We start from the raw sequence: 19,889 nt of genomic DNA on the forward strand, positions 1-19,889 counted from the left end.
AGCCGTTTCCGGAAACGTGGGCGAAACGTCGTCCGTCGGGTGAGACGGGGCGTGGACGGGTCAGTGCGGCTGCGGGCCGGGCCAGACGGCCGAGGCGTCGTCGCGGTGGGGGTCCGGCAGCAGGAGGGGGCGGACGGCGACCGGCCGGGCCCCGCCCTCGGTGGTGGCCGTCCAGGGGGCGGGGCGGCCGGAGTAGCACAGGGTGGTGAGGACGAAGACGCCGTCGGCGTAGACCTCGACGTACTCACCGACGGTGAGGATGCGCAGTGAGGCGGCGGGTTCCCTCAGGAGGGTCTCGCCGAGCAGGTCGCCGTCCGGGCCGGTGACCCGGAGGTTCTTGCCGTCGCAGCCGACCGTGAGCGCGGGCCGGTCCCCGTCGGCGACGTGTGTGCGCAGGGTGATCTCGGTGCGGCCGCGGAGGCCGACGTCACCGACCGCGTGCAGCGGGGCGTCGTACGTCTCCTCGCCGAGCCAGGGGTCCAGGCCCGGCCACCATTCCAGGCGGGGCGCGGAATCCTCGGGTACCACGAGGGACTTGGGCTGGGTGAGCATGCCGCGGCAGCGCTCGCCGGTGTCGCTGAGGCCGACGCGGCGCGGGGTGGTGTGCAGCACGACCCGGGAGCCGTCGGGGGCTGCCACCACGCGCGGGGCGTACGCGCCGGTCGGGCCGAGCGGGCCGCGGCGGGTCCACGGGCCGCGCAGGCGCGGGGCGGTCCACGCCTCGAAGCCCCGGGTGGCGCCGATCGAGCCGAGCAGCAGCCAGCTGCCGTCGTCGAGGCGTTCGAGGACCGGGCACTCGAACTCGTCGACGTCGCCGGGGGAGAGCAGCGGCGGGTGGACCGTCCAGTGCTCCAGGTCGTCGGAGGTCGCCCAGGCGACGCACCCGCCGACCTCGACGGGCAGGGAGGCGTCGGCGGCGCAGACCACCATCACCCAGCCGTCGGACTCGTCGTCGCGTACGACGAAGGGGTCGCGCCAGCCCATGCGCTCGGCCGTGCGGTACCAGCGCCCGTCCGCCTCGACGACCGGACCCGTGCCGTGGCGGCGCCAGCCGGTGCCGTCGGTGCGCTCGGAGCGGGCCAGGCCGATCGACTGCAGGGGCCAGCCGCCCGCGGTGAGCCCGGAGACGGCGGTGTAGAGCATCGCCATGCCGGACCCGTGCGGGAAGGCGTGCATGGTCCACACCGCCTGCTGGTCGAAGCGGCCCGGCAGGCCGTTGCCGAAGGCCGTGCCCTGCGGCTCCCAGCGGACCAGGTCGGTGGAGGTGGCCCGGCCGTAGGAGGTCTCCATGCGCAGGTGGTCGAACTCGGCCGTCCACGGCCCCTGCAGGTGCAGCGCGGTGTAGGTGCCGTCCGCGTGGCGCAGGAGGTCGAAGTCGTTCACGCAGAGGCCGGGCGGCGCGTATCGCATGGACAGGTCCTGTCTGCCGACAGCGGCACTCAAACGCGTGCGCTGTGATCTTGCTGGGGGGAGTTCCTCTGGGAGTCAGCCGAAGTAAATCTGAACGCAAACGCTTGCGCAACCAGGTGTGCGGGTTTACGGTCTCGTCACTCCCCCTCCCGCCGACGTGCTCCGGACCCCCGCCGCGCGGCGTGCACCCGATCAAGGAGCGTCCCGTGACGGTCAGCATCACCGATGTCGCCGAGGCAACCGGCGTCTCGGCGTCCACCGTGTCCCGCGCCCTGCGCGGCCGTTCGGGAGTGTCGGAGGAGATGCGGGCCCGGATCGTCGCGGCCGCCGCCGAACTCGGCTACACCGCCTCGCGCTCGGCCTCCAGCCTGGCCAGCGGACGCACCTACACCATCGGCGTCGTCGTCCCGTACGTCGGCCGCTGGTTCTTCGGCACGGTGCTGGACGCCGCCGAGAAGGTCTTCAGCGCCGCCGGGTACGACGTCCTGCTGTACAACCTCGGCTCACCGGAGGCGCGCAAGCGTTTCTTCACCAAGCTGCCGATCCGCAAGCGGGTCGACGCCGTGCTGTCCCTGCTGATCCCGGACCCCGAGGAGGCGGCCGCCCTGTGCTCCCTCGGCGTGCCGCTGGCGACGACGGTCGGCGGCGCCCGGCCCGGTTTCACGGTGGTCGGCATCGACGACCGGGGCGGGGCGCAAAGCGCCGTACGGCACCTGGTGAACCTCGGCCACCGGCGGATCGGCATGATCTCCGGCGCCAGCGAGCCGCTGCACTGGACCACCCCCCTCGACCGCCGGCAGGGCTACCTGGACGTGCTGGCCGACTCCGGGATCGAGCCCGACCCCGCCCTGGAGGCGGACGGCGGCTACACGGTCGAGGGCGGCGAGCGGGCCATGACCGAACTGCTGGCGCTGCGCCACCCGCCGACCGCCGTGTTCGCCCAGTCCGACGAGATGGCGATGGGCGCGCTGCGCGCCCTGCGCCGCCACCGGCTGAGGGTTCCCGAGGACGTGTCCGTGGTCGGCTTCGACGATCACGAGCTGTCCGAGGTGGTCGGGCTGACCACCGTGGCCCAGCCGGTCGCGGCCCAGGGCCGGGAGGCGGCCCGGCTGCTGCTGACGCACCTCGACGAACCGGACGCCGGGTCACCGGAGCCCGTCGAGATGCCCATCCGCCTCGTCCTGCGCGAGACCACCGCTCCGCCGCACACCGGTCGGCAGCGATAGCTCTCCCACCCGTTCCGTCCCCCCCGCTCTTCCCCTCGCCCGCGTACCCACCGCACACCCGCTCGGAGGCACCACCATGATCACCGGCCACGGACGACACCGCCGTACGGGCCTGACGGCCCTCGCCCTGCTGCCCCTGGCCGCGCTGGCCGCCTGCGGCGGCGGGGGCGGCGGCAGCGACACCTCAGCCGAACAGGGCAGCGGCAAGGGCACCATCAGCGTCTGGGCCCACCAGGGCCAGGCGGGCGAGGCGACCGCGCTGCAGAACGCGGTGAAGTCCTTCAACTCCTCGCAGAGCGACGTCAAGGCCGAGCTGAAGCTCATACCGGAGAAGGACTACACGAAGACCATCACCGCCACGAACGCCTCCGAGCTGCCGGACGTGCTGGAGTTCGACGGCCCGACGATGGCGAACTTCGTCTACAACAGCAAGCTCGCCCCGGTCGACGGCCACGTCTCCGCCAAGACCCTCGGCAACGCCACCGACGCGATCAAGGCGCAGGGCGAGATCGACGGCAAGCACTACGGCCTCGGCATGTTCGACGCCGGGCTCGGCCTGTACGCCAACAAGAAGCTGCTGGACGCGGCCGGTGTGAAGTACCCGACAGGCCTGGAAGACGCCTGGACGGCCGAGGAGTTCGGCAAGGCCCTCAAGGCGCTGAAGGGCAAGGACTCCGACGGCAAGGTCCTCGACATATCGGAGCAGTACGGCCTGGCCTCCGAGTGGGGCACCTTCGGCTTCTCCCCGATCGTCTTCTCGGCCGGCGGCGGCCTGCTGAAGGACGGCAAGGCAGAGGGCGCCCTGGACAGCCCGAAGGTCGTCTCCGCGATGAAGACCTTCCAGTCCTGGAAGCCCTACGTCGACCCCAACACCGACGGCAACGCCTTCGCCCAGGGCAAGGTGGCGCTGAGCTGGGTCGGCCACTGGAACTACCCCGCCTACAGCGAGGCCCTCGGTGACGACCTCGCCGTCGTGCCGCTGCCGGACTTCGGCAACGGCCCCAAGGCCGGCCAGGGCTCGTGGGCCTGGGGCATCGGCGCCAAGAGCAAGAACGGCAAGGCCGCGGGCGTCTTCCTGGACTACCTGCTGAACGACACCAACGTCGGCGCGATGACGAAGGCCAACGGCGCGGTGCCCGCCACCAAGACCGCGCTCGCCAAGAGCGAGCTGTACAAGAAGGGCGGCCCGCTCCAGCTCTTCGCCGACCAGCTGGCCAAGCCGTGCGGCGACAGCGACATCAGCAGCTCCTGCGTCGCCGTCACCCGCCCGGTGACCGCCGGATACCCCACCGTCACCGCCAAGTTCAGCACGGCCCTCAACTCGGTCTACGGCGGCGCCGACCCCGAGGAAGCCCTGAAGAAGGCCGCCCGCGCCATCGACCGGGACTTCACCGACAACGCCGGTTACGAGATCCCGTAACCCGCAGGACGCATCGGCCCGGGCGGCCGCCGTCGACGTGGTGACACCGCCACGTACCGACCGCGCCCGCCCCGCCGGGAAGAGGACCCTCCCGTGAAAACCGTGGAACCCGCGCACGCCGCGGCCCGAGACCGGGCGCAGGCCGTCTCGTCCGCACCCCCCGCGAAGCCCCCGCGTCCCGCGCGCGGTAACCGTGACCGGCTGCACGGGCTGCTCATGGCCGCCCCGGCCGTCAGCGGGCTGATCGCCTTCGTCGGCATCCCGTTCGGCTACGCCGTGGTGCTCTCCTTCTACAACGTCCGTCTCGGATCGCCGCTGGAGCCCACCTTCTTCGGCGTGGAGCACTACCGGCGGCTGTTCACCGACCCCGACCTGTCCGGCCCGTTCCTGCGGGCGCTGCTGAACAACCTGACCTTCGCCGTGGTCGTCGTACCGCTCCAGACGGGTCTGGCGCTGGCGCTGGCGATCCTGCTCAACCGCAAGCTGAAGGCCATCGGCGTGTTCCGGTCCTTCTTCTTCATGCCGGTGGTCTTCCCGATGGCGCTGGTCGCCGTGATCTGGCGGCTGATCCTCGCCCGCAGCGAGCAGGGCATGCTCAACTCCGCGCTGGACATGGTCACGTTCGGCAACTGGGGCGCCTTCGACTGGCTCGGCGACGGCCTCACCGCGATGGGCTCGATCATCGTGCTGTCGGTGTGGCAGGGCGTCGGCTTCCAGATGGTCATCCTGCTGGCCGGCCTCCAGCAGATCCCCGGCGAGCTCTACGAGGCCTCCCAGCTGGACCGGGCCTCCCGTTGGCAGCAGTTCCGGCACGTCACCCTGCCCGGCATCCGCGGCACCCTCGTCTTCGTCGCGATGCTGACCTCGGTGCTGTCCTTCCGGGTCTTCGACCAGGTGTACATCCTCATCCGCGGCGGCGGCCTGGACGAGGACGCCACCCGCACGGTGATGTACCAGGCCGTCACCACGGCCTTCGACCAGAACAACATCGGCCAGGCCTCGGCCGTCACCGTGGTGTTCTTCCTGATCGTCGTCGCCCTGACCATCGTCCAGCGCCGCGTCGTCCGGCCCGACAACGAGGACTGACCCACCCATGGCCATGACCCGTACGCCCGTGCGCCGCGTCCTGGACTACACCGTCCTGAGCGTCCTGGCGTTCGTCTTCGCCCTCCCCGCGCTCTACCTCTTCCTCGGCAGCCTCAAGCCGTCGGACGAGGTCCTGAACGGCCTGTCCGGCTTCCTGCCCACCCACCTCTCCTTCGACAACTACGCGGCCGTCCTCGACAGCCTGAACTCCGACAGCACCGGCTACTTCTGGCAGTTCATGGGCGTGTCGGTGCTGCTGTCGTTCGTGGTGGTGGCGGGCGGCCTGATCGTCAACTCGATGGCGGCCTACGGGCTGACGCGGCTGAAGTGGCGGGGGCAGAACGCGGTGTTCACCCTCGTCCTGCTGCTGATGCTGATCCCGTTCGAGTCGGTGGCGGTGCCGCTGTTCTACATGTTCAACGGCCAGCGCAACACCCTGTTCATCCAGGCGCTGCCGTTCGTCGCCAACGCCTTCGCGATCTACCAGTTCCACACCTTCTTCAAGAAGATCCCGCCGAGCATCGAGGAGGCGGCCCGGCTGGACGGCGCGGGCCCCTGGCGCACCTTCTTCGCGATCATCGTGCCGATGTCCCGGCCGGTGTTCGCCTCGGTCGCGATCCTCACCTTCCTCATCCAGTGGGGCTCCTTCCTGTGGCCGGTGCTGATGGTGTCCGACCCGTCCGTGCGCCCGCTGCCGCTGGAGATGAGCGTCTTCCAGGGCCAGCAGCCGCCGGACTGGGGCCAGATCCTCGCCTTCGGCGTGCTGCTGGTGCTGCCCGTGCTGATCGTGTTCGCGTTCTTCCAGCGCTGGTTCGTCGAGGGCGTGGCCAGCTCCGCCGTCAAGGGCTGAGACTCCCCGGGGGCATGCTGGACGCATGACGGATCTCGAAGCGCGGTTGCGTGCCGTCGTCCGGGGTGACGTCGGGTTCGACGTCACCTCCCGGGCGCTGACGACCATGGACGCGTCCAACTACCGTCGGGTCCCGGCGGGCGTGGTCGCTCCGCGTGACGCCGACGACGTGGCGGCGGCGCTCGCGGTGTGCCGGGAGCACGGGGTGCCCGTGGTCGCCCGGGGCGGAGGCACCTCCATCGCCGGACAGGCCACCGGCACCGGTGTCGTCCTGGACTTCACCCGGCACATGAACCGGCTGCTGTCGCTCGATCCGGAGACCCGCACCGCCGTCGTCCAGCCCGGCCTCGTCCTCGACCGGCTCCAGGAGGCCGCCGCCCCGCACGGCCTGCGGTTCGGCCCCGACCCCTCCACCCACAGCCGCTGCACGCTCGGCGGCATGATCGGCAACAACTCGTGCGGCTCGCACTCCGTGGCATGGGGCACGACCGCGGACAGTGTGCGCGAACTGGACGTCGTCACCGCACGCGGCGAGCGCCTGCGGCTCGGGCAGGACTGGGCCGGCGCGCCGGACGGGCTGCGCGCCCTGGCCGAGGGGGAACTGGCGCGCCTGCGCACCGGCTTCCCCGACCTGCCCCGCCGCATCTCCGGATACGCGCTGGACGCCCTGCTGCCCGAGCGCGGCGCCGACGTGGCCCGCTCCTTCTGCGGCTCCGAGGGCACCCTCGGTGTGCTGACCGAGGCGGTCGTACGTCTGGTCGAGGCGCCACGCGCGCGTGCGCTGGCCGTGCTCGGCTACGCCGACGAGAGCGCGGCGGCGGAGGCGGCGGCCGGGCTGCTGCCGTTCGGCCCGCTGACGGTGGAGGGCATGGCGGCGGACCTGGTGCCGTTCCCGGAGGCGCTGCCGCGGGGCGGGGCCTGGCTGTTCGTGGAGACCGGCGGGGAGTCGGCGGGCGAGGCACGCGCGCGTGCGGAGGCGATCGTGCGGGCCGCCGACGTCCTGGACGCGCTCCTGGTCACCGACCCGGCGGGGCAGCGTGCCCTGTGGCGGATCCGGGAGGACGCCAGCGGTACGGCCACGCGCATGCCGGACGGGACCGAGGCGTGGCCGGGCTGGGAGGACTGCGCGGTACCGCCCGCCCGGCTCGGCGCGTACCTGCGGGACTTCCGGGCCCTGATGGCGGCGCACGGACTGCGCGGCACGCCCTACGGGCACTTCGGGGACGGCTGCATCCACGTCCGCATCGACTTCGACCTCCTCACCGAGGCCGGTGTCGCCCGCTTCCGCCGCTTCTCGGAGGAGCTCGCGGAGCTGGTGGTGGCGCACGGCGGGTCGCTGTCCGGGGAGCACGGCGACGGGCAGGCGCGGGCGGAGCTGCTGCCGAGGATGTACGGCCCGGAGATGGTCGGTCTGTTCGGGCGGGTCAAGGGCGTGTGGGACCCGGACGACCTGCTCAACCCCGGGATGCTCGTGCGCCCCGCGCCCCTCGACGCCGGCCTGCGTTTCTCGGTCCTGCCCCGCGAACCGGTCGACGTGGCCTTCGGTTATCCCACCGACGGCGGCGACTTCCGGGCGGCGGTGCGGCGCTGCGTGGGCGTGGCCAAGTGCCGTACGGCGTCGGTGTCCGGCTCGGGCGTCATGTGCCCGTCCTTCCGGGCGACGGGCGAGGAGGAGCACTCCACGCGCGGGCGGGCCCGGCTGCTGCACGAGATGCTCGCCGGCGAGGTGGTGACGGACGGCTGGCGCTCGGCCGAGGTCCGGGACGCGCTCGACCTGTGCCTGTCCTGCAAGGGCTGCCGGTCGGACTGCCCGGTCGGGGTCGACATGGCCACGTACAAGGCGGAGTTCCTGCACCACCACTACGCCGGGCGGCGCCGGCCCGCCGCGCACCACTCGATGGGCCGGCTGCCGGTGTGGCTCCGGGCGGTGTCCCGCACCCGCACGGCATGGCTGGTCAACGCGCTGTCCGCGGCAGGGCCGCTCGCCCGGGCGGCGAAGCGGCTGGGCGGGATCACGCCCGAGCGGGAGATCCCCAGGGTGGCGTCGCGGACGTTCAGCCGCTGGTGGGAGCGACGGCGGGGTGAGAGGGCCGCTGTCCGCGGCGACCTCGTCGTGCTGTGGCCGGACACCTTCACCGAGCACCTCTCGCCCTCCGTCGGGCAGGCCGCCGTACGGGTCCTGGAGGCGGCCGGGCTGCGGGTGGCGCTGCCGCCGACCGTGCGGCTGGCGAAACCGCCCGTGGGGGACGGCAGGACCGTCGCCCTCGATCCGCTGTCCCTGTTGCGCGGCCGCGGCCGGGTCTGCTGCGGGCTGACGTACGTGTCGACGGGCCAGCTGGACCGTGCCCGGACCGTCATGCGCCGCACGCTGGATCTGATGGAACCGGTGCTGGAGACGGACGCGCCGGTCGTGGTGCTGGAGCCGAGCTGTGCCGCGGCCCTGCGCACCGATGTCCCCGAGCTGCTGCACGACGACCCGCGCGCGGCCCGCCTCGCCGGGCGTGTGCTCACCTTCGCGGAGACGCTGGAGCGCCACGCGCCCGGCTGGGCGCCGCCGCGCGTGGACCGTCCGGTGGCCGGGCAGACCCACTGCCACCAGCAGGCGGTGCTCGGCGACGCCGCCGACCGCCGGCTGCGGGAGGCGGCCCGGCTCACCGGTGAACTGAGCGGCGGCTGCTGCGGCCTCGCGGGGAACTTCGGCTTCGAGAAGGGCCACTGGGAGGTGTCCACCGCCTGCGCGGAGGAACAGCTCCTGCCCTCGGTGCGGGACGCCCCGGACGGCACGGTGGTCCTGGCGGACGGCTTCTCCTGCCGCACCCAGCTGGAACAGCTGGCGGGTGTACGGGGCAGGCACCTGGCGGAGGTGCTGGCCGAGGCGCTGGACGGAACGGAGGACGGAGCGGAGGGCGAGAAGGGCCGGTGGGACGGGGGGTGAGGCGTTCGGGTCACGTGTCGGTGGGCCGGGTGGCTGTGGGCTGAGGCCTGCGTGGCCGACGGCCGGGTGGCTGGGGGCTGCGGCCTGCGTGGCCGACGGCCGGATGGCTGTGGGGTCGGTGGGCCGGGTGGCTGTGGGTTGTGGGGTCGGTGGGCCGGGTGGCTGTGGGTTGTGGGGTCGGTGGGCCGGATGGCTGTGGGGTCGGTGGGCCGGGTGGCGGTGGGCTGTGGGGTCGGCGGCTGGGTGGCTGTGGGTTGTGGGGTCGGTGGGCCCGTGGCTGTGGGTTGTGGGGTCGGTGGGCCGGGTGGCGGTGGGTTGTGGGGTCGGCGGCTGGGTGGCTGTGGGGTGTGGGGTCGGCGGCTGGGTGGCTGTGGGGTGTGGGGTCGGCGGGCCGGGTGGCGGTGGGTTGTGGGGTCGGCGGCCGGGTGGCTGCGGGCTGCCGGGCCGACGGCCGGATGGCTGCGGGCTGCGGGCTGTGGGGTCGGCGGGCCCGCGGCGTGGGGCGTTCGGGCCATGGGGCGGGTGCCCCGAGTGTCTGAACCGGGGGAGGGCCGACGCCGCTCCTAGGCTCGCGGGACCAGTCACCGCCCGTCCAGGGCCGCTGCTCGAAGGAGCCCGCGCATGAGCGTCCGCGTCCAGCCGATCACCCGTGACGAGCACCTCGCGTTCGTCACGGCCCGCCCCTCCGCCAGCCACACCCAGGTCCCGTCCTGGGGCGAGGTGAAGCCCGACTGGAAGGCGGAGAGCCTCGGCTGGTTCGACGACGGCGGGCAGCTCGTCGGCGCGGGACTGGTGCTGCTGCGTCCCCTGCCCGGGCCGCGGCTGCCCGGACTGCCGCACTGCTTCGCCTATCTGCCCGAGGGCCCGCTGCTCGACTGGGACGAGCCCGGCCTCGACCGCCTGCTGGAGCCGATGATCGCGCACTTGAGACGCCGGGGCGCTTTCGCGGTGCGCATGGGCCCGCCGGTCGTGGTGCGTCGCTGGAGCGCCGACGCGGTCAAGGCGGCGATCGCGGACCCGGCCGCCCGGCGGCTGCGCGACGTGCGGGCGACGTCGTACGAACCGCGGGCCGGTCAGGTCGCGGACCGCCTGCGCCGGATGGGCTGGCGGCGGTCGGAGGTCTCCGGCGGGGACGGCTTCGCCGCGGGGCAGCCCCGCTACGTCTTCCAGGTGCCCTTCGCCGGCCGGTCGCTCCAGGACATCCACAACGGCCTCAATCAGCAATGGCGCCGCAACATCAAGAAGGCGGAGAAAGCCGGGGTGAAGGTCGTGCGCGGCGACCTGGCGGACCTGCCGGCCTTCCACGAGCTGTACTGCGAGACCGCCGAACGGGACCGCTTCGTCCCGCGCCCCCTGCCGTACTTCCAGCGCATGTGGAGCGCGCTGACCGCCGAACACCCGGACCGGATGCGGCTCTATCTCGCCCACCACGACGGCGAGGTGCTCGCCGCCGCCACGATGCTGACCGTCGGGGACCACGTCTGGTACTCCTACGGCGCCTCCACGAGCCGCCGCCGCGAGGTCCAGCCGAGCAGCGCCCTGCAGTGGCGCATGATGACCGACGCGCACGAAGGGGGCGCCGCCGTCTACGACCTGCGCGGCATCACCGACACCCTGGAGGAGTCCAGCCACCTGCTGGGCCTGCTCCGCTTCAAGGTGGGCACCGGCGGCGAGGCCGTGGAGTACCTCGGCGAATGGGACTACCCGCTCAACCGGCTGCTCCACAAGGCGTTCGAGCTCTACCTCTCCCGGCGCTGACGTCTCACGCCGCGGGACAGAGGCAAAAGGGGTTCACGCACCTGGCCAAGTCCATTACCATGGACTGTGCAGTGCATCGGGATGTACGTCGCGTAGGTCCGGGTGCGCGCACCGCACACGCCGTCCGACCCCGGACACCGCCCCCCGAGCCCAGGACCCGCCCGTGACCACGCCGGAGACCACCGCCACACCCCAGCCCACGACCGGCGCCGCCGCACCCGCGGCCGGCCCGGGCCGGCTCGGCTCGCTCGGGCCCGTGGGCCTGGTGCTCGCGGGTGGCATCTCCGTGCAGTTCGGCGGCGCCCTGGCGGTGACGCTGATGCCCAGGGCGGGCGCCCTCGGGGTCGTGGCGCTGCGCCTGCTGGTCGCGGCCGTCGTGCTGCTCCTGGTCTGCCGTCCGCGGCTGCGCGGCCACTCGCGCACCGACTGGGGCACGGTGGTCGTCTTCGGCATCACCATGGCCGCCATGAACGGCCTCTTCTACCAGGCCGTCGCGCGCATCCCGCTGGGCCCCGCGGTCACGCTGGAGGTCCTCGGCCCGCTCGCCCTCTCGGTGTTCGCCTCCCGCCGCGCGATCAACCTCGTCTGGGCGGCGCTGGCCCTGGCCGGTGTCTTCCTCCTGGGCGGGGGCGGCTTCAGTGGCCTCGATCCCACCGGAGCGGCCTTCGCCCTGGGGGCCGGCGCCATGTGGGCGGCCTACATCGTCTTCAGCGCCCGTACGGGCCGCCGCTTCCCGCAGGCGGACGGGCTGGCCCTCGCGATGGCGGTGGGGGCGGTGCTGTTCCTGCCCCTGGGCATCGCCGAGTCGGGCACGAAGCTGCTCGACCCGGTGACGCTGGGTCTGGGCGCGGCGGTCGCCCTGCTCTCCTCGGTCCTGCCCTACACGCTCGAACTCCTCGCCCTGCGCCGCCTGCCCGCCTCCACCTTCGCGATCCTGATGAGCCTCGAACCGGCCATCGCCGCGACGGCCGGTTTCCTCATCCTCGACCAGGCCCTCAGCGCCGCCGAGGCCGCCGCGATCGCCCTCGTCGTCGCGGCGAGCATGGGGGCGGTGCGCACCCAGGTGGGGCCGGGGCGGAGGAAGAAGGCGGCGTTGGAGAGCACGGGACTGGAGGGGTAGGGCCCGAGGGCCGGGTGGGGTGCCGGTTGCCGTCCGGCCCCGTTGTCGGAGCCGGGTGCGAGACTGCCCGCATGACCGCACCCGACCCCAAGGCGGACCTGCTCCGCTATCTGCAGGACGCCCGTGAGGCCCTGCTGTGGAAGCTCGACGGGCTCTCGGAGTACGACGTCCGCCGCCCCCTGACTCCGACCGGCACGAATCTGCTGGGCCTGGTCAAGCACACCGCCGGGGTGGAGCTGGGGTACTTCGGGGACGCGTTCGGCCGGCCGTTCTTCGCCGGGGACCCGCCGCCCTGGTGGTACACGCAGGACGCCGAACCCAACGCCGACATGTGGGCCACCCCGGACGAGTCGCGCGAGGACATCACCGGCCTGTACCGCAGGGCGTGGCGGCACGCGGACGGCACGATCGCGGCGCTGCCGCTGGACGCGACCGGGCACGTCCCCTGGTGGCCCGAGGAGCGGCGGGAGACCACGCTCCACCACCTCCTCGTGCGCGTGATCGCCGACACCAGCCGTCACGCCGGCCACGCCGACATCGTGCGCGAACTCATCGACGGCTCGGTCGGGCTGACGCAGGGCAAGAACAGCGTGCCGCCGGGGGACCGGGCGATGTGGGAGGCCCATCGGCTCCGGCTGGAGGAGGCGGCGAGGGCGGCGGACCGGGGCGCCTGAATCTCCGCGCGGCGGGCGGGGCCGGGCGGGAGCGAGGGGCCGCGCGCGGGAGTGTCGGCCGGGCGCCGCTCGACTGCGTCACACTCCCGAAGAAGAAATCATGCAAGCACGCTTGATTGTTTCTGGCGCCGCTGCCATGCTCCTCAGCACGCCGCACCACCCCGCACCGCACCACCCCGCACACCGCCGTGCCCCGAGGGGAGCGCCCGTGTCCGATCCGATGCCCGTGATCGACGATCTGCGCGAGGAGAGCGAGGAACTCGACCGCCTCGTGGCCGCGTCGGCCCCACAGCGATGGTCGCTCGCGACCCCCGCGCCCGGCTGGACCGTGGCCCACCAGATCGCCCATCTCGCCTGGACGGACCGCTCGGCCCTGCTCGCCGTCACCGACGCCGACGGCTTCCGCACGCTGGTCGAGAAGGCCCTCGCCGCGCCGGACTCCTTCGTCGACCAGGGCGCCGAGGAGGGCGCGGTACTCCCGCCCGGCGAGCTCCTCGCCCGGTGGCGTGACGGGCGTACGGCACTGGAGGAGGCGCTGCGGGCCGCTCCGCCGAAGGCACGCTTCCCCTGGTACGGCCCACCCATGTCGGCCGCCTCCATGGCGACGGCCCGCCTCATGGAGACCTGGGCCCACGGCCAGGACGTGGCCGACACCCTGGGTGTGGTGCGCCCACCCACCGACCGGCTGCGGCATGTGGTGCGGCTCGGGGTCCGGACCCGGGACTTCGCCTACGGCGTGCACGGCCTGACCCCGCCGGCCGACCCGTTCCGCGTCGAACTCCAAGCCCCCTCCGGCGACCTGTGGACCTACGGCCCCGAGGACGCTCAGCAGCGCGTCACCGGGCCCGCCCTCGACTTCTGCCTCCTCGTCACCCAGCGCGCCCACCGCTCCGACCTCGCCCTGCGCGCCGAGGGCCCCGACGCCGACCGCTGGCTCGGCCTCGCGCAGGCCTTCGCGGGACCGCCGGGCGACGGACGCCCGCCGAAGGGGCCGGTCTCGTGACGCCCGTGCGCGGTGGCGGGGCCCGGCTCGTGACGCCCGGGCGCGGCGGCTCGGAGGCGGTCTCGTGACGCCCCTCCGCATCGGCAACGCCTCCGGCTTCTACGGCGACCGCTTCGACGCGATGCGCGAGATGCTCACCGGCGGCGAACTCGACGTCCTCACCGGTGACTACCTCGCCGAGCTGACCATGCTCATCCTCGGCCGGGACCGACTGAAGGACCCGGCCGCCGGATACGCCCGTACGTTCCTGCGGCAGTTGGAGGAGTGCCTGGGGCTCGCACACGAGCGGGGTGTCAGGATCGTCACCAACGCGGGAGGGCTCAACCCGGCCGGACTCGCCGACGCCGTGACGCAGTTGGCCGGCCGGCTGGGCATCCCCGTACGCGTCGCCCATGTGACGGGCGACGACCTCACCGCCGCCTACCCCGGTACTCTCGCCGCCCACGCCTACCTCGGCGGCTTCGGCATCGCGGAGGGCCTGCGGGCGGGCGCCGACGTCGTCGTCACGGGGCGGGTGACGGACGCCGCCCTGGTCACCGGGCCCGCCGCCGCGCACTTCGGCTGGACGCCGCAGGACCACGACCGGCTCGCGGGCGCGGTGGTCGCGGGGCACGTCCTGGAGTGCGGGGCGCAGGCCACCGGCGGCAACTACGCGTTCTTCCGGGACGGCGACGTCCGCCGCCCCGGCTTCCCGCTCGCCGAGCTGCACGAGGACGGCGGCTGCGTCATCACCAAGCACCCCGGCACCGGCGGCTTCGTCGACGTCGGCACGGTCACCGCGCAGCTGCTGTACGAGACGGCCGGCGCCCGGTACGCGGGCCCGGACGTCACGACCCGGCTGGACACCGTGCGGCTGAGCCAGGAGGGGCCCGACCGGGTGCGGATCGAGGGCGTGCGCGGCGAGGCACCGCCGCCCACCCTCAAAGTCGGCCTCAACCGGCTCGGCGGCTTCCGCAACGAGGTGGTCTTCGTACTCACCGGCCTCGACGTCGAGGCCAAGGCCGCCCTGGTGCGGGAGCAGCTGGAACCGGCCCTCGCCGAAGTGTCCGACGTGCGTTGGGAACTGGCTCGCACCGACCGCCCCGACGCGCCCACCGAGGAGACGGCGAGCGCGTTGCTGCGGCTCGTCGTACGGGACCCCGACCAGGAAGTGGCCGGACGGGCGCTGAGCGGGGCGGCGGTGGAGCTGGCCCTGGCCAGCTACCCCGGCTTCCATGTGCTCGCCCCACCCGGAAAGGGTTCGCCGTATGGGGTCTTCGAGGATGTGTACGTCCCCCATGGGGGAGTCGACCATGGGGCGGTCCTCCACGACGGGCGGCGGATTCCGGTTCCGCCGCCCCAGGACACTCGCGCTCTCGACGACGTCCCGGAGCCTCCGCTGCCCGAGCCGCTGCCGCCCGGACCGGTCACCAGGGCTCCCCTCGGCCTCGTGGCGGGCGCCCGCAGCGGGGACAAGGGCGGCAACGCCAACGTCGGGGTGTGGGCGCGCACGGACGACGCCTGGCGATGGCTCGCGCACGAGCTGACCGCCGACCGGTTCCGGGAGCTGATCCCCGAGAGCCGCGAGCTGACCGTCGTACGGCACGTGCTGCCGAATCTGCGCGCCCTCGACTTCGTCGTCGAGGGGATCCTCGGCGCCGGTGTCGCCGCGCGGCACCGCTTCGACCCGCAGGCCAAGGCCCTCGGCGAATGGCTGCGCTCCCGCCACCTGGACATACCGGAGGCACTGCTGTGACCGTCCTGACCTCCGGGCTCGACACCGACGGCCCGGACTACGCGGCCAACCGCGAGGCCATGCTCGCCAGGCTCGCCGCCCTCGACGCCGAGCACGCCAAAGCCCTCGCGGGCGGCGGCGAGAAGTACGTCGCACGCCACCGGGCGCGCGGCAAGCTCCTCGCCCGCGAGCGCATCGAGCTGCTCCTCGACCCCGACACGCCCTTCCTGGAGCTGTCCCCGCTCGCCGCCTGGGGCAGTGACCACACCGTCGGCGCGTCCCTCGTCACCGGCATCGGGGTCGTCGGGGGCGTGGAGTGCCTGATCACCGCCAACGACCCCACCGTGCGCGGCGGAGCGAGCAATCCCTGGTCGCTGAAGAAGGCCCTGCGCGCCAACGACATCGCGCTCGCCAACCGGCTGCCCTGCATCAGCCTGGTGGAGTCCGGGGGCGCCGACCTGCCGTCCCAGAAGGAGATCTTCATCCCCGGCGGCGCGATCTTCCGCGACCTCACCCGGCTGTCGGCCGCCGGAATCCCCACCGTCGCCGTCGTCTTCGGCAACTCCACCGCCGGCGGCGCCTACATCCCCGGCATGTCCGACCACGTGATCATGGTCAAGGAGCGGGCGAAGGTGTTCCTCGGCGGTCCGCCGCTGGTGAAGATGGCCACCGGGGAGGAGAGCGACGACGAGTCCCTGGGCGGCGCCGAGATGCACGCGCGCACCTCGGGCCTCGCCGATTACTTCGCCGTCGACGAGCCGGACGCCCTCCGGCAGGCCCGGCGCGTGGTCGCCCGCCTCAACCACCGCAAGGCGTACCAGGACCCGGGGCCCGCCGAGCCGCCCAAGTATGACGCGGAGGAGCTGCTGGGCATCGTTCCCGGCGACCTGAAGAGCCCCTTCGACCCGCGCGAGGTCATCGCCCGCATCGTCGACGCCTCCGACTTCGACGAGTTCAAACCGCTCTACGGGACGAGCCTGACGACCGGCTGGGCCACGCTCCACGGCTATCCCGTGGGGGTGCTGGCGAACGCCCGAGGGGTCCTCTTCAGCGAGGAGTCCCAGAAGGCCGCCCAGTTCATCCAGCTCGCCAACCAGCGCGACATCCCGCTGCTGTTCCTGCACAACACCACCGGCTACATGGTCGGCAGGGAGTACGAGCAGGGCGGCATCATCAAACACGGCGCGATGATGATCAACGCCGTCAGCAACAGCCGCGTGCCCCACCTCTCCGTCCTCATGGGCGCCTCCTACGGCGCCGGCCACTACGGCATGTGCGGCCGCGCCTACGACCCCCGCTTCCTCTTCGCCTGGCCCAGCGCCAAATCGGCCGTCATGGGCCCGCAGCAGCTCGCGGGCGTGCTGTCGATCGTCGCCCGCCAGTCGGCCGCCGCCAAGGGCCGGCCCTACGACGAGGAGGCGGACGCGGCGCTGCGGGCCATGGTCGAGCAGCAGATCGAGTCCGAGTCGCTGCCGATGTTCCTGTCCGGGCGGCTGTACGACGACGGCGTCATCGACCCGCGCGACACCCGCACCGTCCTCGGCCTGTGCCTCTCCGCGATCCACACCGCCCCCTACGAGGGCGCGCGCGGCGGCTTCGGCGTCTTCCGGATGTGAGGAACCTTCCGTGATCACTTCTGTGCTGGTCGCCAACCGGGGCGAGATCGCCTGCCGCGTCTTCCGCACCTGCCACGACCTGGGCATCCGTACCGTCGCCGTGCACTCGGACGCCGACGCGAACGCCCTCCACACGCGCACGGCCGACGTGAGCGTACGACTTCCGGGGGAGGCGCCCGCCGACACCTATCTGCGCGGCGACCTGATCGTGAAGGCCGCCCTGGCCGCCGGGGCGGACGCCGTGCACCCCGGTTACGGCTTCCTCTCCGAGAACGCCGGCTTCGCCCGGGCCGTCCTGGACGCGGGCCTGCGCTGGATCGGCCCGCCCCCGGCCGCCATCGAGGCCATGGCGTCCAAGACCCGCGCCAAGCAGCTCATGGGCATCGAGCCCCTCACCGACGTCACGGAGGCCGACCTGCCCGTGCTGGTGAAGGCGGCGGCGGGCGGCGGCGGCCGCGGCATGCGGGTCGTGCGCCGACTCGCTCACCTGGAAGCCGAGTTGGCCGCGGCCCGGGCCGAGGCCGCGAGCGCCTTCGGCGACGGCGAGGTCTTCGTCGAGCCGTACGTGGAGAACGGCCGGCACGTCGAGGTGCAGATCCTCGCCGACAGCCACGGAACGGTCTGGCCCCTCGGCACCCGCGACTGCTCCCTGCAGCGCCGCCACCAGAAGGTGATCGAGGAGGCCCCGGCTCCCGGCCTGTCCCCGGAACTCGACGAGGAGGTCCGCGCCCTCGCCGTACGGGCCGCCCGGGCCGTCGACTACGCGGGCGCCGGCACGGTCGAGTTCCTCGTCGCCGACGGCAGGGCGCACTTCCTGGAGATGAACACCCGCCTCCAGGTCGAACACCCCGTCACCGAGGCCGTGTTCGGCGTCGACCTGGTCGCGGAACAGATCCGGATCGCCGAGGGCCACCCCCTGGCCGCCGAACCGCCCCGCGTGCGTGGTCACGCCGTCGAGGCCCGCCTGTACGCCGAGGACCCCGCCCGCGACTGGTCCCCGCAGACCGGCACCCTGCACCGCCTGTCCGTCCCCGGGTCCGTCCGCCTGGACACCGGCTACACGGACGGCGACGACATCGGCGTCCACTACGACCCCATGCTCGCCAAGGTGGTGGCCCACGCCCCGACCCGCGCGGAGGCCCTCCGCCGACTCGCCTCCGCCCTGGAACGCGCCGAGATCCACGGCCCCGTCACCAACCGCGACCTCCTGGTCCGCTCCCTGCGCCACCCCGAGTTCACCGCGGCCCGCATGGACACCGGCTTCTACGACCGCCACCTGCCGGACCTGACCGAGCCGTCCCCCGACCCGCACGCCCCTCTGGCCGCCGCCCTCGCCGACGCCCGGGCCCGCTCCCGGCCCGGATTCGGCGGCTGGCGCAACGTCCCCTCACAGCCGCAGACCAAGCGCTACCTGATGGCGGGCGAGGAGTACGAGGCCCGCTACCGGCACACGAGGGAGGGCCTGGAGGCGGACGGGGTGCGGGTGGTGCACGCCGACGCGCGTCTCGTGATCCTCGACGTGGACGGGGTGCAGCGGAAGTACGAGGTCGCCCGCTACGGACACCACGTCTACGTCAACACCACGGCCCTGACCACCCTGCCCCGCTTCCCCGACCCCACCGCCCAGCACGCCCCCGGCTCCCTCCTGGCCCCCATGCCGGGCACGGTCGTCCGGGTCGCCGACGGCCTGGCGACGGGCGTGCCCGTGAAGGCGGGGGACCCCCTCCTCTGGCTGGAGGCGATGAAGATGCAGCACAAGGTCACGGCGCCGGTGACGGGAACGCTGACCGACCTGTGCGTCGCACCAGGGCAGCAGGTGGAGCCGGGCGTGCTCTTGGCGGTGGTGAAGGAAGCCCCGTAAGGGGCGCGGGGAACTGCGCGACACGCCACATCCGGCCCGCACCCGAGAGGACGACCATGGACACCGAAGACCACAAAGCCCTACGAGAAGCCGTCTCCGCCCTCGGTAAACGCCACGGCCCCGGCAGCGACCCCACCCGACTCTGGTCCGACGCCGGGAGACTCGGTTACCTCGGAGTCAACCTCCCCGAGGAGCACGGAGGAGGCGGTGGCGGCATCTCCGAACTCTCCATCGTCCTCGAAGAGCTCGGCGCGGCCGGCTGCCCCCTCCTCATGCTGGTCGTCTCACCGGCGATCTGCGGCACCGTCATAGCCCGCTTCGGCACGGAACAACAGAAACGACAGTGGCTCCCCGGCCTGTCCGACGGCACCCGCCGGATGGCCTTCGGCATCACCGAACCCGACGCCGGCTCCAACAGCCACCGCATCACCACCACGGCCCGCAGGGACGGCACCGACTGGCTCCTCACCGGCCGCAAGGTCTTCATCTCCGGCGTGGACATCGCGGACGCGACCCTCGTCGTCGGCCGCACCGAGGACGCCCGCACCGGCCGCCTCAAGCCCTGCCTCTTCATCGTCCCGCGCGACACCCCCGGCTTCACCCGCCGCCCCATCGACATGGAACTGGAGGCCGCGGAGAAGCAGTTCGAACTGGTCCTGGACGACGTACGGCTGTCCGCCGACGCCCTGGTCGGCGACGAGGACGCGGGCCTCCTCCAGCTCTTCGCCGGCCTCAACCCCGAACGCGTCATGACCGCCGCCTTCGCGATCGGCATGGGCCGCCACGCCCTCGCCAAGGCCGTCGAGTACGCCCGCGACCGCACCGTCTGGAACGCCCCCATCGGCGCCCACCAGGCCATCGCCCACCCCCTGGCCGCGGCGCACATCGACCTCGAACTCGCCCGCCTGATGATGCAGAAGGCCGCCGCCCTCTACGACGCGGGTGACGACATGGCCGCCGGAGAGGCCGCCAACATGGCCAAGTACGCCGCCGGGGAAGCCTGCGTGAAGGCCGTCGACCAGGCCGTGCACACCCTCGGCGGCAACGGCCTCACCCGCGAGTACGGCCTGGCCCGGCTGATAACGGCCGCGCGCGTGGCTCGTATCGCCCCGGTGAGCCGGGAGATGATTCTCAACTACGTCTCCCACCAGACCCTGGGCCTGCCCAAGTCGTACTGAGGACCCTGAGACGGCCCGCGCCGCGAGGAGGAACCCGC

General features: G+C 73.1%; 14 protein-coding genes. 13 read left to right on the forward strand and 1 reads right to left on the reverse strand.

Annotated elements, in window-relative coordinates; all coding sequences use genetic code 11:
* Positions 1-60 precede the first annotated feature (60 nt).
* Positions 61-1,410, reverse strand: a complete 1,350-nt coding sequence (locus AB0F04_RS14445; RefSeq protein ID WP_362041226.1) for a mucin-1 — start codon at positions 1,408-1,410, stop codon at positions 61-63.
* Positions 1,411-1,616: 206 nt separating this feature from the next.
* Here AB0F04_RS14445 and AB0F04_RS14450 point away from each other — a divergent pair, with 206 nt between their 5' ends.
* The 13 genes from AB0F04_RS14450 to AB0F04_RS14510 all read left to right on the forward strand — a co-directional run bounded on the left by AB0F04_RS14450 (position 1,617) and on the right by AB0F04_RS14510 (position 19,851).
* Positions 1,617-2,636 (forward strand): LacI family DNA-binding transcriptional regulator, encoded by a 1,020-nt coding sequence (locus tag AB0F04_RS14450; RefSeq protein ID WP_362041227.1) that lies wholly within the window; start codon positions 1,617-1,619, stop codon positions 2,634-2,636.
* Positions 2,637-2,712: 76 nt separating this feature from the next.
* A complete protein-coding gene (locus AB0F04_RS14455; RefSeq protein ID WP_362041229.1) occupies positions 2,713-4,056 on the forward strand; it encodes a sugar ABC transporter substrate-binding protein in 1,344 nt (447 codons plus the stop codon).
* 93 nt (positions 4,057-4,149) lie between these two features.
* Positions 4,150-5,142, forward strand: coding sequence for a sugar ABC transporter permease (locus AB0F04_RS14460; protein WP_362041231.1), 993 nt, complete (start codon positions 4,150-4,152; stop codon positions 5,140-5,142).
* A 7-nt stretch (positions 5,143-5,149) separates the two neighbouring features.
* Entirely contained in the window at positions 5,150-5,992 is an 843-nt protein-coding gene (locus tag AB0F04_RS14465) for a carbohydrate ABC transporter permease (RefSeq protein WP_362041233.1), read from the forward strand.
* A gap of 25 nt (positions 5,993-6,017) precedes the next feature.
* Positions 6,018-8,927, forward strand: a complete 2,910-nt coding sequence (locus AB0F04_RS14470) for an FAD-binding and (Fe-S)-binding domain-containing protein (protein WP_362041235.1) — start codon at positions 6,018-6,020, stop codon at positions 8,925-8,927.
* Positions 8,928-9,548: 621 nt separating this feature from the next.
* Entirely contained in the window at positions 9,549-10,685 is a 1,137-nt protein-coding gene (locus AB0F04_RS14475) for a peptidoglycan bridge formation glycyltransferase FemA/FemB family protein (RefSeq protein ID WP_362041236.1), read from the forward strand.
* Positions 10,686-10,848: 163 nt separating this feature from the next.
* Positions 10,849-11,805, forward strand: coding sequence for an EamA family transporter (locus AB0F04_RS14480; RefSeq protein ID WP_362041238.1), 957 nt, complete (start codon positions 10,849-10,851; stop codon positions 11,803-11,805).
* A 71-nt stretch (positions 11,806-11,876) separates the two neighbouring features.
* Positions 11,877-12,479, forward strand: coding sequence for a DinB family protein (locus tag AB0F04_RS14485; protein ID WP_362041240.1), 603 nt, complete (start codon positions 11,877-11,879; stop codon positions 12,477-12,479).
* A 208-nt stretch (positions 12,480-12,687) separates the two neighbouring features.
* Entirely contained in the window at positions 12,688-13,482 is a 795-nt protein-coding gene (locus tag AB0F04_RS14490) for a TIGR03084 family metal-binding protein (RefSeq protein ID WP_362041242.1), read from the forward strand.
* Between the two features lie 64 nt (positions 13,483-13,546).
* Positions 13,547-15,217 carry an acyclic terpene utilization AtuA family protein gene (locus AB0F04_RS14495; RefSeq protein WP_362041244.1) on the forward strand — a complete coding sequence of 557 codons (1,671 nt, stop codon included), beginning with the start codon at positions 13,547-13,549 and terminating at the stop codon, positions 15,215-15,217.
* Positions 15,214-16,812: a carboxyl transferase domain-containing protein gene (locus AB0F04_RS14500; RefSeq protein WP_362041245.1), complete on the forward strand. Its 1,599-nt coding sequence runs from the start codon at positions 15,214-15,216 to the stop codon at positions 16,810-16,812. The genes AB0F04_RS14495 and AB0F04_RS14500 overlap by 4 nt, the downstream gene beginning before the upstream one ends.
* A gap of 10 nt (positions 16,813-16,822) precedes the next feature.
* On the forward strand, positions 16,823-18,673 hold the full coding sequence (locus AB0F04_RS14505) for a biotin carboxylase N-terminal domain-containing protein (RefSeq protein WP_362041247.1): 1,851 nt from the start codon (positions 16,823-16,825) through the stop codon (positions 18,671-18,673).
* Between the two features lie 56 nt (positions 18,674-18,729).
* On the forward strand, positions 18,730-19,851 hold the full coding sequence (locus tag AB0F04_RS14510; RefSeq protein WP_362041249.1) for an acyl-CoA dehydrogenase family protein: 1,122 nt from the start codon (positions 18,730-18,732) through the stop codon (positions 19,849-19,851).
* Positions 19,852-19,889: the final 38 nt, after the last annotated feature.

This window comes from Streptomyces sp. NPDC029041 (assembly GCF_040637515.1).
Classification (GTDB): domain Bacteria; phylum Actinomycetota; class Actinomycetes; order Streptomycetales; family Streptomycetaceae; genus Streptomyces.

Coding starts and splice junctions, on each gene's coding strand:
- AB0F04_RS14445 (WP_362041226.1), bottom strand. CDS start 1,410: ATGCGATACGCGCCGCCCGGCCTCTGCGTGAACGACTTCGACCTCCTG.
- AB0F04_RS14455 (WP_362041229.1), top strand. CDS start 2,713: ATGATCACCGGCCACGGACGACACCGCCGTACGGGCCTGACGGCCCTC.
- AB0F04_RS14465 (WP_362041233.1), top strand. CDS start 5,150: ATGGCCATGACCCGTACGCCCGTGCGCCGCGTCCTGGACTACACCGTC.
- AB0F04_RS14470 (WP_362041235.1), top strand. CDS start 6,018: ATGACGGATCTCGAAGCGCGGTTGCGTGCCGTCGTCCGGGGTGACGTC.
- AB0F04_RS14475 (WP_362041236.1), top strand. CDS start 9,549: ATGAGCGTCCGCGTCCAGCCGATCACCCGTGACGAGCACCTCGCGTTC.
- AB0F04_RS14485 (WP_362041240.1), top strand. CDS start 11,877: ATGACCGCACCCGACCCCAAGGCGGACCTGCTCCGCTATCTGCAGGAC.
- AB0F04_RS14510 (WP_362041249.1), top strand. CDS start 18,730: ATGGACACCGAAGACCACAAAGCCCTACGAGAAGCCGTCTCCGCCCTC.